This window comes from Methylophaga thalassica MP (assembly GCF_000214595.1).
In the GTDB taxonomy this organism is placed as follows: Bacteria; Pseudomonadota; Gammaproteobacteria; order Nitrosococcales; family Methylophagaceae; genus Methylophaga; species Methylophaga thalassica.
Map to the genome: position 1 here is coordinate 1,652,179 of NZ_AFIG01000001.1, position 13,586 is coordinate 1,665,764.

The 13,586-nt window shown below is 43.1% G+C and carries 12 protein-coding genes; all 12 read right to left on the bottom strand.

The features are described from left to right. Positions 1-5 precede the first annotated feature (5 nt). The 12 genes from trpA to MAMP_RS07820 all read right to left on the bottom strand — a co-directional run bounded on the left by trpA (position 6) and on the right by MAMP_RS07820 (position 13,472). Entirely contained in the window at positions 6-827 is an 822-nt protein-coding gene (gene trpA / locus MAMP_RS07765; RefSeq protein WP_007145471.1) for a tryptophan synthase subunit alpha, read from the bottom strand. Between the two features lie 10 nt (positions 828-837). Then, positions 838-2,058, bottom strand: a complete 1,221-nt coding sequence (gene trpB, locus MAMP_RS07770) for a tryptophan synthase subunit beta (RefSeq protein ID WP_007145472.1) — start codon at positions 2,056-2,058, stop codon at positions 838-840. Continuing rightward, positions 2,051-2,665 carry a phosphoribosylanthranilate isomerase gene (locus tag MAMP_RS07775; protein WP_007145473.1) on the bottom strand — a complete coding sequence of 205 codons (615 nt, stop codon included), beginning with the start codon at positions 2,663-2,665 and terminating at the stop codon, positions 2,051-2,053. The genes trpB and MAMP_RS07775 overlap by 8 nt, the downstream gene beginning before the upstream one ends. A 35-nt stretch (positions 2,666-2,700) precedes the next feature. Continuing rightward, complete coding sequence (gene truA, locus MAMP_RS07780) at positions 2,701-3,480, bottom strand: tRNA pseudouridine(38-40) synthase TruA (protein ID WP_007145474.1); 780 nt, start codon at positions 3,478-3,480, stop codon at positions 2,701-2,703. A 16-nt stretch (positions 3,481-3,496) separates the two neighbouring features. After that, positions 3,497-6,106 carry a FimV/HubP family polar landmark protein gene (locus MAMP_RS07785; RefSeq protein ID WP_158005160.1) on the bottom strand — a complete coding sequence of 870 codons (2,610 nt, stop codon included), beginning with the start codon at positions 6,104-6,106 and terminating at the stop codon, positions 3,497-3,499. 33 nt (positions 6,107-6,139) lie between these two features. After that, positions 6,140-7,162 (bottom strand): aspartate-semialdehyde dehydrogenase, encoded by a 1,023-nt coding sequence (locus tag MAMP_RS07790; RefSeq protein WP_007145476.1) that lies wholly within the window; start codon positions 7,160-7,162, stop codon positions 6,140-6,142. A gap of 21 nt (positions 7,163-7,183) precedes the next feature. Then, on the bottom strand, positions 7,184-8,254 hold the full coding sequence (gene leuB, locus MAMP_RS07795; RefSeq protein ID WP_007145477.1) for a 3-isopropylmalate dehydrogenase: 1,071 nt from the start codon (positions 8,252-8,254) through the stop codon (positions 7,184-7,186). A gap of 41 nt (positions 8,255-8,295) precedes the next feature. Next, complete coding sequence (gene leuD, locus MAMP_RS07800; RefSeq protein ID WP_007145478.1) at positions 8,296-8,934, bottom strand: 3-isopropylmalate dehydratase small subunit; 639 nt, start codon at positions 8,932-8,934, stop codon at positions 8,296-8,298. Between the two features lie 15 nt (positions 8,935-8,949). Further along, positions 8,950-9,540 (bottom strand): YceI family protein, encoded by a 591-nt coding sequence (locus MAMP_RS07805; protein ID WP_007145479.1) that lies wholly within the window; start codon positions 9,538-9,540, stop codon positions 8,950-8,952. Between the two features lie 13 nt (positions 9,541-9,553). After that, entirely contained in the window at positions 9,554-10,447 is an 894-nt protein-coding gene (locus MAMP_RS07810; protein ID WP_007145480.1) for a flagellar motor protein MotB, read from the bottom strand. A 20-nt stretch (positions 10,448-10,467) separates the two neighbouring features. Further along, entirely contained in the window at positions 10,468-11,232 is a 765-nt protein-coding gene (gene pomA / locus MAMP_RS07815) for a flagellar motor protein PomA (RefSeq protein WP_007145481.1), read from the bottom strand. Between the two features lie 89 nt (positions 11,233-11,321). After that, positions 11,322-13,472: an ABC transporter substrate-binding protein gene (locus MAMP_RS07820; protein ID WP_040576240.1), complete on the bottom strand. Its 2,151-nt coding sequence runs from the start codon at positions 13,470-13,472 to the stop codon at positions 11,322-11,324. Positions 13,473-13,586: the final 114 nt, after the last annotated feature.

The following is a 13,586-nucleotide window of genomic DNA, read 5'->3' on the forward strand; positions in this document are numbered from 1 at the left end:
TATATTTATGCTTTTGCTAAATCACGCGCATTAATAGCGTGTCGCATTTCGGCTACTAAGCCAGCTACCGCAGCAGGTAACTCTTCAAGTCGTTGGGCATGTTCTTCAATACACTTCACGAGTGTACTTCCCACAACAACCGCATCGGCTATTTCAGCCACTGCTGCAGCCGACTTACCATCTCGAATACCAAAGCCTACACCTAACGGTAAATCTGTTCTTTCTCTCAATAATGCCAGTTTGTTGTTTACTTCCGTAACATCAAGTGAAGCAGATCCTGTTACCCCTTTTATGGAAACATAATAAATGAATCCTCGAGCATAACTGGCAATCATCGACATACGTTCGTTGGATGTGGTTGGTGCAACGAGGTAAATCGTATCGATTTCATGCTCATCCATGATCTGACGGAAATCATCTGATTCTTCAGGCGGTACATCAACGGTTAAAACACCATCAACACCCGCTTCTTTGGCTAATTTGGCAAAGGTGGGATAGCCAATGGCTTCTATTGGGTTGGCATAACCCATTAACACGATGGGCGTTTCAGAATTTTTCTCACGAAACTTCTTCACCATCTCTAAGACAGACTTCACACTCACGTCATTCTTTAATGCCCGTTCACAGGCTTTTTGAATAACCGGGCCATCACTCATTGGATCCGAAAAAGGAATACCCAGTTCAATAATATCAGCACCAGCATCGACGAGTGCGTGTAATAATGGCACAGTTACCCAAGGCTCAGGATCACCCGCTGTGACATAGGGAATCAGAGCTGTCTGTCCATCTGCTTTCAGTTTTTTAAAACACTGACTTATACGACTCATTGTTACTTCCTTAGAATTTTAATCCAGCCATTGCTGCAACGGTATGCATGTCTTTGTCACCACGGCCCGATAAATTGACTAACAATGTTTGTTCAGGTGACATTGTCGGTGCCAATTTTTTCACATAGGCCAGCGCATGACTCGACTCAAGTGCTGGAATAATTCCTTCCGTACGGGTTAAATCATGAAATGCGGTTAGCGCTTCTTCATCTGTTACTGATACGTAATTTGCCCGACCAATATCTTTCAACCAAGCATGTTCAGGACCCACACCAGGATAATCTAATCCTGCTGAAATAGAGTGCGTTTCAATAATCTCACCATAATCATCTTGCATAAGATAAGTACGGTTACCATGCAATACACCAGGTCTTCCCGCACTTAGTGGGGCTGAATGCTGGCCTGTTTCAATGCCATGTCCGGCACCTTCAACACCATACATAGCCACAGATTCATCTTCAATAAATGGATGAAACAAACCGATAGCATTTGAACCACCACCAATACACGCCAACAGTGCATCCGGCAGCTTGCCATTAATATCAAACATTTGCTGTTTTGCTTCACGACCGATGATAGATTGAAAATCTCTCACCATCGCCGGATAAGGATGAGGTCCAGCTACAGTCCCGATAATATAGAACGTATCATCAACATTCGTTACCCAGTCGCGCAAAGCTTCATTCAAGGCATCTTTGAGTGTACGTGAACCTGACTCAACAGGCACAACTTGTGCACCTAATAACTTCATTCTATAGACGTTCTGCGCCTGACGTTCAACATCTTCAGCGCCCATGTAAACAATACATTCCAAGCCCATCCTAGCTGCCACTGTGGCGGTAGCAACACCATGCTGTCCAGCACCTGTTTCAGCAATAATACGGGTTTTACCCATTCGCTTGGCTAATAAAGCCTGGCCGATGGTATTGTTCACTTTGTGAGCACCGGTGTGATTCAGGTCTTCACGTTTCAAATAAATCTGGGCGCCGCCTAATTTCTTTGTCCAGTTTTCAGCCAGGTAGAGAGGTGATGGACGGCCAACAAAGGTACTCAGGTCTCTGTCCATTTCTGCCAAAAAATCAGGATCGTTACGATACTGTTCATAAGCATCTTGTAACTCATAAATAGCTCCCATCAGCGTTTCGCCAACGAAACGACCACCATAGGGCCCGAAATGTCCGCGCGCATCAGGAAATGTTTTGTAATAATCGTGAATATGCTCTTTAAGCATTTGCCACCTCTCTCATAAAAGTGCTGATCTTCTCATGACTTTTTATCCCCTTATCGCTCTCAACGCCACCACTGACGTCAACAGCATAAGGTTGCACTTGATGGATAGCCTCTCTGACATTCGTCACATCAAGACCACCCGCTAAAATAATCGGTTTGTTTATACGACCGATCAAAGACCAGTCGAAGGTTTTTCCAGTACCGCCTGGTATCCCAGGCTGATAGGTGTCTAACAGTAAAGCTGAAGCTGACGAGTAGCGAGCTGCAATTTCAGACAAATCTGTACCCTCACTCATTCTGATTGCTTTCAGATACGGTAAATCGAATTGCTGACAAAATTCAGGTGTCTCATTACCATGAAACTGAATTATATCAACCGATACATCGTCAAGGCAGCGTGAAACCAGATCTTTTTCTGGGTCAACGAATAGCGCAACTTTTGAAACAAAAGGAGATAAATCAGCGGTAATCACCTTAGCCTGCGCAAAAGATATCGCTCGCGGACTCGGGGGATAAAACACCAGACCAATGGCATCCGCCCCTGATTCTGCAGCAAAATCAGCATCTTGCTGACGTGTTATGCCACATATTTTTACTCGGGTTCTCATCTGTTTCGGTTTTACTCTCAAATAGAGCTGTTACTTTACCAGAGCACCGGAAAAGCTGACACTGTCGGTATTGAATATTGTTGCGGATATCTCACATCGACCAGATACAAGCCTTCTGCGGGAGCAGTAATGCCTCCCTGACTTCTATCAACACTACGCAGAACTTGACCCGCCCACTCGACTGGCTTGCTGCCATCACCAATAGCCGCCATGACTCCAACCAGATTTCTTACCATGTGATGCAAAAAAGACAGGGCTTCGACATCAATAGCAATACAATCTTGCTGCTGGCTAACCTGAATTTTATCCAGTGTCTTTATTGGACTTTTTGCCTGGCATTCACTCGCCCTGAATGCTGAAAAATCATGGCGACCGATTAGTTGGTCAGCTGCCGCCTGCATTTTTTCGATATTTAGTGGCGGATAATGCCACCACATCCGGTTTTGGTGAATAGAAGAACGGCTAAGACGGTTTAAAATTAAATAACGATAACTACGTTTAATTGCAGAAAAGCGGGCATTAAAATCATCATCAACAAACTGAACCCAGGTAACATTAACATCTTTGGGTAGATTGGCGTTAATCCCCAAAAGCCAGCCACGCTTTTCCCGAACTGAATCGGTGTCAAAATGTACAACTTGATTTAAACCATGTACACCAGTGTCCGTTCGCCCCGCGGCATAGACTTCGACAGGATGGTTGGCCACAATGGAAACGGCTTTCTGTAACTCACCCTGAACGGTTCTGGAATGCGACTGAATTTGCCAGCCACAAAAATCAGTTCCGGCATACTCTATGCCGAGTGCTATTCTCACTACTTCCTCTTTCTAATTATTCTGATAATGAGTCGAGGATCGTTTGGGCACGTACTTTTTGCTCTTCGTTACCTTCGGCTAACACTTCATTAAGAATACTTCTCGCGCCGTCAGCATCATCCATCTCGATATAAGCCGAAGCCAGATCCAGTTTCGTTTCAGCCTCATCAATTTCGTCAATATCACCGATATCAAACTCGATATCAGGTTCATCATCATTACCATTGATATCGAATGGTGCAATATCGATACGCTCAGGATCTAGTGAGCTCGATGCACCCGGTTCAAAAGGAAGTAACGAGTCATGCTCAATTTCATTTTCATCCTCGTCATCATCTTGTTCAACTGTGCCGAAAGTCGTCCCCGTATCAAATGATAAAAGATCATCATCAATATGATTTTCCTCAGACTTATCATCTTCTTCGAGTAGAACGTCTGATGTGGTCGCTGGATCGGAAAGCAATAGTTCGTCATCAGCATTATCAGACGAGTACCGCACTGCAGTATCAAATTCCAATGGCGCTTCATCATTATCTTCGGTGATCTCGGTATCAATCGAATCATCATTGTCTTCGGAGAGCTCAACAACAATCGAATCTTCATCAGTGTCATTGTGGCGACTAAATTCTAATCGTTCATCATCAACATCATCCGCGTCAACCATATCTTCAATGGCTGAAACAGGCTGACTATCCTCTGTTGCTTGTGACTCTTCAGCTGTAAATAATGCATGACCAGGAGCCAATTGCGCTCCCCATTGTTTTATTTCATCCCACTCAATACTTTCTTCATCGAAATCTGTCGTTTCAGCAAGTGAAATAAAATCATCAACCTGTTTTTGTTTATATAAAACAAACAACAATTTATATGCTACCAATGTATTAGCTGGCTCTCTGAATTTAGCTTGCTCCAGAGCAATTTTCGCTTGTGCATAATCGGCATAGCCAACAAACATATCCGCTTGCTCAACCAGTTCCATCACACTTTTCTGTGGTAGTTTTTCATGACTGAGAGGTTCATCATCACTATGGTCATCTACGTCGTTATTTTCAGGCACTTCCTCAACCTGAATTTCTGATCTGTATTGCTCATCATCTGTTGGGCTCGGTGCATCAAAATCTGTCACTTCAGCATATGAGCTGTCATCACTATTTTTTCTTCTGGCAAGTAATAACAGTACAAGCAGCAGTAGTAACGCGCCACCAAGCTGTAATTTATATTCGACTAGGAAAGCCTTGATGTTATCAACAAGGTTGTCAGGTACAACGCCATCTGATGCAGGCAGTTCACTAATAGTCTCTTCAGTTTCTGTTGCTGCAGCGTCTCCTTCTTCTGATTCGATTGAAGATGAATCCGGCTTATCAACACTGCTGGCATCTGATTCTGTCTCTGCTGCGACTTCAGTATCAGATAAATCATCCATTGCTTCAACTGAGGTATTAGACTGATCTTTGTCCTCTAATAAATCTTGCAATCGGGCGAGATCAGCATCCTTCAGCGAGATTAAGCGACGCATGGTTTCCAACTGCTCTTCCATGGCATCCATTCGTGCTTTGAAGTCGATATTTTCTTGAGCTTGTGCTTCTATCGTTTCCTGTGCCAGCGTCAGTTGCTCTGTCAACGCATTAATTTTTTCATTGCCAGCCAGGTTAGGTGAAGCGTCATCTTGTGTGGTTTCACTTTGCTCAGGCGCAACCAGTTTCAAGTGTGCTTCTTTATCTGCGTCACTTTCAATTGCAGGAGACGACGCTTGCAAATTATCTTTTACTGGATTTTCAGCATCCGCTTGAACGACCTCGTCTTCAGTCGATGCTGCTTGAGGCTGCTCCACAACGGCAGGCGCTGCCTTAACTGGCGCTTTATTACGTTGACGCCATTGTGCATTCTGGCTTTTAAATAATTGATAAGCTTCAGCCTGAGATTTTGACAATATGGCCGCTTGATCAGGAATAGTGAGGGTATACCCCGCTTTCAGTCCGTTAATATTGTTATCGACAAAGGCTTCGGGATTAGCCTCAACCAGTGCCAACATCATTTGCTGAACTGAAACAGAGGCATTGGGACGTGTTGTCAGTGCAATGTTCCAAAGAGTATCTGCCTTGGCAACGGGCCCGTATTTCTGACTACTGAACCCTAATGCATTTGATTGACTACTTTCAGTTTTCGTTGATGTTACGGTGTTAGCTTTCGGGGTGGAGCGGGTTTTCGCTGTCGATGACATCAACACTTCAGGTGGATCAAGCAGAACCGTGTATTCTCTGATAAGTCGGCCACCACCCGCTGAAGCTGTTAACAAAAAATCCAGAAAAGGTTCTTTAATCGGTTGCTCAGAACTAATTAAAACGCGCGATTTTCCTTGCTGTTCAACAACATCAAATTTCAGTTGTGTCAAAATATAGCTTCGATCCAGACCCGCTTTATCAAATTCATCATTTGACGCTATTCTGATTTCAAAACTTTCTTTTTCTTCGGCAGCTAAAGCATTGATGTCTATGCTTGCTTTGAATGGCTCATTCAAAGCTGACATCACTTTAATTTCGCCCAAACCAAAAGCATAACTAGTTAAGGGGGTGAAAAAACCTATCGTTGATGCGACAGCGATACTGGCAAAAAGCTGTTTCTTCATTTTCATCCCCTTAACTTCCTTATCTAGCTTAATTTAAAGGTACTTTTCAACTAAGACTTCAGCAATCTGAACACTGTTAAGCGCAGCACCTTTACGAACGTTATCTGCAACAACCCATAAATTTAATCCTTTTTCATGGGAAATGTCTTCGCGGATACGTCCGACAAATACGGGATCTTGTCCTGAGGACTCGGTCACAGCAGTTGGATATCCACCATCTTTACGCTCGTCAAGCAATACGATGCCTTCAGCCTTTTCATATAAGGCTTTGCATTGTTCTGCCGTTATTTTGTCACGAGTTTCGATATGAATTGCTTCTGAGTGACCGAAAAACACAGGTACACGAACTGCTGTTGGATTAACTTGAATGGATTCATCACCCATAATTTTGCGGGTCTCCCACACCATTTTCATTTCTTCTTTGGTGTAGCCGTTATCCATAAACACATCAATTTGTGGTAACACATTAAACGCAATTTGTTTTGGATAGACTTCTGCTTTCACAGGACGTCCGTTTAATAAATCCGCTGTCTGCTTGGCAAGCTCATCCATTGCAGGCTTACCGGAACCAGAAACCGCCTGATAGGTACAAACATTAATACGTGTGATACCTACGGCATCGTAAATAGGCTTCAGTGCCACCATCATTTGGATGGTTGAGCAATTAGGATTAGCAATGATGCCACGGTTTTTATAATCAGCTACTGCTTCTGGATTGACTTCAGGCACGACCAGCGGGATATCATCGTCATAGCGGAACTGTGATGTGTTATCAATAACTACACAACCAGCTGCCGCGGCTTTTGGCGCATAAATAGCGGACACGCTTGCACCAGGAGAAAACAGACCAACCTGCACTTTTGAGAAATCAAATTCAGCCAAATCTTCGACAAGTATCGATTTATTGCCAAAGCTAACTGTAGAGCCTGCACTTCGTTCACTCGCCAGCGCATATACTTTACCCACTGGGAACTGACGTTGGTGCAAAATTTCCAACATGGCCTCACCTACGGCCCCTGTAGCACCTACAACTGCAACATCTACTTTTTTATTCACAATACACCTTTCGTTTTTAATTTATAACGCTGCAAGCACCGCATCACCCATCTCTGAAGTAGAGACCTTGGTCATACCCGCAGAGTAGATATCAGCAGTACGAAGACCGTCATCCAACACCTTGCTCACAGCTTTTTCAATTCGATCTGCCATTGAGGCTTCATCGAGCGTGTAACGTAACATCATAGCAGCTGATAAAATTGTCGCTAGTGGATTCGCAATATTCTGTCCGGCAATATCAGGTGCAGAACCATGGATTGGCTCATACATGCCTTTGCTGTTTTCATCCAGTGATGCTGAAGGTAACATCCCAATCGAGCCGGTAAGCATAGAAGCACAGTCCGATAAAATATCCCCAAACATATTGGTGGTAACCATGACATCAAATTGCTTCGGTGCCCTCACCAATTGCATTGCCGCGTTATCCACATACATATGACTCAATTCAATATCCGGATAGGATTTTGACAATGTTGTCATAGTTTCACGCCACAATTCTGTGCTTTCCAGCACATTTGCTTTATCTACAGAGCAAACTCTGCCTTGTCGTTTGGCGGCGATATCAAAAGCAACTTTACCAATTCGGTTGATTTCACTTTCGCGATACACAAGTGTATTGAATCCTTGTTTTTCGCCATTATCCAATGTTCTGATACCACGAGGCTGACCGAAATAAATCCCCCCCGTCAACTCGCGCACAATCATCAAATCCAAGCCAGCAACGACTTCAGGTTTCAAAGTAGACGCATCAGCTAACTGCGGATACAAAATAGCCGGACGTAAATTAGCAAATAAATTCAATTCAGAACGTATGCCTAAGAGGCCTTTTTCCGGTCTTACACTAATGTCCAGAGATTCCCATTTATAACCACCAACAGCACCTAGCAAAATAGCATCAGCCTGTTTTGACATTTCTAAGGTTTCTGCTGGAAGGGGTGTGCCTGTTTCATCATAGGCCGCACCACCAATTAAGCCGTACTCAAGGTTGATATTCAGACCTTCTTCACGAAACTTTTCAAGAATTTTGACTGCTTCAGCAACGATTTCAGGACCAATGCCATCACCAGGCAAAACTACAATTTTTTTTGTCATTTTTTATATCTTTAAATAATTTACTAAATTCAGAGGTTGTCTTAAGAGAATAACCAGGGTGCTTCTTGCTTACGCTTTTCTTCATAAGCTTTGATGTCAGCGGTGTGTTGTAATGTCAGGCCGATATCATCAAGCCCTTCAATTAGACAGTGTTTTTTGAAAGCATCGACATCAAAAGCGATTGACTGCCCATCTGGCAGAGTAATTTTTTGCTCAGGTAAATCAACCGTCAGTTGATATCCAGGTATAGATTCAACTTGTTCAAAGAGTTTATCTATCAACGACTCTTCTAAAGTTATCGCCAAAATACCATTTTTGCTGGTGTTGCTGAAAAAGATATCAGCAAAACTTGGGGCAATAATAACGCGAATACCGAAATCATCGAGTGCCCACACAGCATGCTCACGACTTGAGCCACAGCCAAAATTCTCACGTGCAAGAAGAATCGTACCACCTTTGTAACGTGGTTGATTAAGCTCAAAGTCAGGATTCAATGGACGATTTTTTGTATTTTGTCCAGGCTCCCCATGATCAAGATAACGCCACTCGTCGAATAAATTGGGGCCAAAACCAGTGCGTTTGATGGATTTTAAAAACTGCTTAGGAATAATCGCATCGGTATCCACATTGGGACGGTCTAATGGGATAACGATGCCAGTTTCAACTGAAAATTTTTGCATTGCGAGGAATACCTCTTAGTTCGTCGTGTTCAACGTTAAATAAAAATTCACGGGCACAGCATGGCTGATGTTGGGCAAACCAGCCAAGTCACGTAATTTTTCTACACCTGCTGCTAATTCATAATCATCGGCATTTAAAATCACCGGATGAGCAGACACTACCAATAACTCATTTGTGGCGACTTTGGTAACCAGCACCTCAAAAGTCAGTGCTTTTTTCTGGCCGTGCAGTTCAAGCATGCCATCCACAGATAACGGTTTTGTCTGTCCTACTTCAAGCTGTTTAATTTCATCAGGCGGTAACTTGGCAGTTATCACCGCTTTGGGAAAGTCAGCAATATTGAACAAAAATTCTTTCATCCGACTATCGCGAATTTCAACACCCGTGTCTACCGAGGCTAGATCGATCGATACAGAAAATTCACCACTTTCAGACAGACTCCCCGCTATTTTGTCGAATTGATGTACTTCAGCAATATTCACTTTCTTTGTCGAAATAAAATTGATTTGTGATTCGCTATTGTTGATTTGCCATTGTGTCGCAGAAGCTGCTGAACTCACCAATAAAAAACCCAGGGTCGATAACCATACATTCATTTTTTTCATTTTTCTTCCCTTATTATTCGTAAACAGTAGTAACAGAACCATCAACTGATTCATGCTCTTTCATTAGCTCATCAATTGAACGGGTTAAACTTTCTTCAACCGGTGATTTAAGAACAATAATTTCTACACGTCTGTTAATCGCTCGGTTTTCTGGTGAATTGTTGGGCACAAGCGGTTTTGTATCTGCATAACCCTCCAGCACAAACCGTTCTGGCTTCATATCACCCGGAGCCAACAATTCATGTACTACAGACGTTGCTCTTGAGGTAGATAGTTCCCAATTAGATCGATATCTTGGTGTATTAATCGGCACATCATCAGTGTGACCTGCCACAGCTATTTGTCCACCTGTGTCAACCAATACATCATGGATTTTTTTGAGAATGGGTTTAAAACTGGGGTTTAGCCGAGCATCCCCTGATGGAAATGAGCCGTTTTCCCTTATACGAATAACAATGCGACTAAATTGACTTTCAACTTCAATCAAGCCTTCTTTAATTTCTTCATCAAGTGCTTCACGAAATTTTTGGGTTTCTTCTGCAATTTCCTGTGCCTGTTGCTGAGCTACTTCTTCAGCATCCATCGTCACCTTAATTTTTTCACGAGTATCGTCAACCGTTTCTTGTCTGACAACTTTCAATGGTGTTGGCTTAGGATCACCTGGGCTATATTCCTGGGCAATAATACTGGTACCCACAGGCACTGCATCCGCAATGACTTCTCGCTGAACCCCAAAGGCATTATCCAGGGATTTAACGACCATCTTATATTTCAGGGCATCCATTTCTGCAAAGGATAACAACAATACAAAAAAGCACATCAGCAGTGACATTAAGTCTGCAAATGTACCCATATAGGCCGGCAGGCCTTCGTCTTGCTTTTTAGGTCTAGGGCTATCTTCACTCATTATTGTGTGACCAACATTAGTTAATCTGCTGGTTCATCTGAGTCGCGTTTTGAAGCAGGTAGGAAGTTTTGTAATAACTCACCCAACACTTTTGGATTTTGGCCTTCCTGTATCCCCATCACACTCTCGATGATGATGCTTTTATTCATCAGTTCTTCACTGCTGCGTAAAGCGAGTTTATCGGATACTGGCAGAGCAAACATATTCGCTAACATCGCACCATAAAGTGTTGTCAGCAAGGCGACGGCCATCGCGGGACCAATCGACTTTGGATCCGACATATTAGATAGCATTTGTACAAGACCTACTAATGTACCAATCATCCCCATTGCAGGGCCCGCATCCCCCATCGTTTTAAAAATTTGCTGACCAATGGAGTGTCGATTAACAGTTTCATTCATTTCGGTAACCAGTGCTTTTTTGACGACGGCTGGCTCATGGCCATCTACCAGCATCCGGATACCTTTCGCTAAAACGGGGTTGGTGATTTCTTGTTTTTCCAGAGCAAGTAAACCTTCTTTTCTGGCAATGGTCGCCAGCTCAACAACCGACTGGATAATTTCTTGTGGTGATTCCGATTTATACAAAAACGCTTTCATGGCTGTTTTAATAGAGCCTAAAAACTGTCCTAAGGTAAATCGCATCAGTACAACGGCGAATGAGCCGCCAAGCACAATGGCTAGTGAGGGCATATTGATGAAAACACCGGCTGCAGCCCCCATAGCAATCGTTGCTATAATTAGGCCCCAAGCCGCAATAAAACCTAGCAGTGTAGCTAAATCCACTCAATTACTCCCTAAACACTAGAAACTCATCAATGAAATGCCGAAGCACTGGCAGTGCATTCTACCTAATCGCATAGTAAAAATCTCCTCTATGTCGATGGAAAATGATGCTTTTTATACTTCTTCGAACGGTAAATAAAAACCGCGGGCATGACCATCAGCATAATCACAATTATTACAATCCCCAATGGCCAGAGTATCGGCTGATTCCATTGAGACTGAAGTTTTTCACGCACACCCGTATCGATACGTCGGTATTTGAGCGTGTTATTAGCCATTAAATTAGGCTTAACATTATGATTCCACTCGTGATAAAGCGAGAACTGTTTAGGATGAAAGCCCCATATCCAGGGCGTATCTTTCCTGACAATATCAACCATCTGTTTGATTATAGCCAATCGCTCTGGTGTGTTTGACATGGTGCGCATCTTTTCAAAAAGTTTGTCAAAGTCTTTATTTTGATAATTTGCTGTGTTTTCACCACCAAACTGAGCTCGACCATTTGGACCATAAAGTAAGAACAGGAAATTTTCTGGATCGGGATAATCGGCATTCCAGCCCCATTGGAACATCTGTACCTGTCCGCGGCGGATTTTATCCTGAAAACGATTGTAGTCACTGCTGCGGAGAACCAGCTGTATTTTCAGCTTTCTAAACTGCTTACGCATCCAGTCCAAATCCGATTTGCTGTCAGGACCACTCGCGGTGATATCCATGTATATGACAAGTGGCTCACCTGTTTTTTTATCCCTGCCATTTGGATATCCAGCTTCCGCTAGAAGTTGTTTTGCTGCTTCTATGGATTTACGTTCAGCTTGACCATTCTTCCATGTATACATGTATGGATTGATACCCGCTTTACCTTCACTGTAGCCAAAAATACCTGGAGGAATAGGTCCCTGTGCAGGGATGCCGCGGCCATTAGCAAATATAGAAATATATTCTTCCTGATCTATGGCGATAGAAATCGCTTGTCGAAGTTTTCTGGCTCGCTCACTATATCCGCCAACGACAGGATCTAACATGTTAAATCCGGTATAAAAACTAGTCGCAGCAATGGCTGTTTCCAGTTTTATTCCTTTGGCTTTCATTTCATCACTTAAACCAAATTCGCCCGATGTTGAAATATTCACCGCTTGCTCGAAACTATCTGAACTTATGCCACTAACATCATAGTAGCCCTGCATGAATTTTCCCCAGTAAGACGTATTTTCTTTTTCGAGAGTAAAAACAATTTTGTCTATCATGGGCAACGGTTTACCCGCATCGTCTAATAAGCCATTTTGCTTATCCGTGTCTTCCCCTTCTGCTGGATAGCGTTCACCGTGAAAGTTAGGATTTTTAGTCAACACCATGCGTCGGTTCGGATCATTCTCAGTCATGTAAAATGGGCCAGTTCCGACAGGATACCAATCTAGAGTGATATTTTTATTAATCAGCCCTGGCTGGGAGTAAAATTCTTCCGCCTCCCATGGGATAGGCGCAAAAAAAGGCATTGCTAACCAGTAATCCAGTTGTGGATATTTTCCGTATACTTTTATCTGATAGTGATAATCATCAATGGTCTTTACACCACTGATTTCATGCTGACGAAGGTCGACTTCACCCTGCTCTTTTCGAATGGCTCTTAACTGCTCAGCGTACTCTTTAAGCCCAACGATATGCTCCGCCATCACTCCAAGGATTGGAGAATGGACTTCAGGGTGTGCCAGACGTTTTATCTGGTAGACAAAATCAGCGGCAACCAGCTGCCGTGTACCTGTTTTTTCAAAGTCCGCTAAATCTTCTACATTGGCGATTTGTTCGTCTGTTAAATGATGGTAAAGCCAGTTTCCATTCTCATCTTTTACAAACGCAGGGTGAGGCTGATAGAGAATATCGTGTTTGATAGGGATGCTATAGACAGAAAAGGCAATATTCTTGGCATTGGCATTAACCGGGTTATCGTCCTTATCCAAATAAACCACTTCCGGCATCGCTGAGGCCGACAATGGCTCGAGTTGATAGGGTCTTTTTAAATAATGATACTGATAAGGTGGCTCGTATACCTGACCAGTGATGATAGCTTCATTCGCGCTGTAAGAACGGGCGGGATCTAAATGTTTAGGGCGAAGTGAAAAAGCGCTGTAGAGAATAGATTCATCACTGGATGCTTCTGGATAAGGTGAGTTTATCGCTTTCATATCACATGCTGTTACTAAGAACAGCACGCTACTAAGCAACCAATATTTCAATCTCATATAACCTCATTTCAAAGCAATAGATACTGTTTGCATGATAACAGTAGAAGATTACTGCATGCTTGCCCTTTCCGTCATCCCTAAAATCAGGTAAGTTATCCGCCTTTATATGTA

Coding starts and splice junctions, on each gene's coding strand:
- trpA (WP_007145471.1), bottom strand. CDS start 827: ATGAGTCGTATAAGTCAGTGTTTTAAAAAACTGAAAGCAGATGGACAG.
- trpB (WP_007145472.1), bottom strand. CDS start 2,058: ATGCTTAAAGAGCATATTCACGATTATTACAAAACATTTCCTGATGCG.
- MAMP_RS07775 (WP_007145473.1), bottom strand. CDS start 2,665: ATGAGAACCCGAGTAAAAATATGTGGCATAACACGTCAGCAAGATGCT.
- MAMP_RS07785 (WP_158005160.1), bottom strand. CDS start 6,106: ATGAAGAAACAGCTTTTTGCCAGTATCGCTGTCGCATCAACGATAGGT.
- leuB (WP_007145477.1), bottom strand. CDS start 8,254: ATGACAAAAAAAATTGTAGTTTTGCCTGGTGATGGCATTGGTCCTGAA.
- leuD (WP_007145478.1), bottom strand. CDS start 8,934: ATGCAAAAATTTTCAGTTGAAACTGGCATCGTTATCCCATTAGACCGT.
- MAMP_RS07805 (WP_007145479.1), bottom strand. CDS start 9,540: ATGAAAAAAATGAATGTATGGTTATCGACCCTGGGTTTTTTATTGGTG.
- MAMP_RS07810 (WP_007145480.1), bottom strand. CDS start 10,447: ATGAGTGAAGATAGCCCTAGACCTAAAAAGCAAGACGAAGGCCTGCCG.
- MAMP_RS07820 (WP_040576240.1), bottom strand. CDS start 13,472: ATGAGATTGAAATATTGGTTGCTTAGTAGCGTGCTGTTCTTAGTAACA.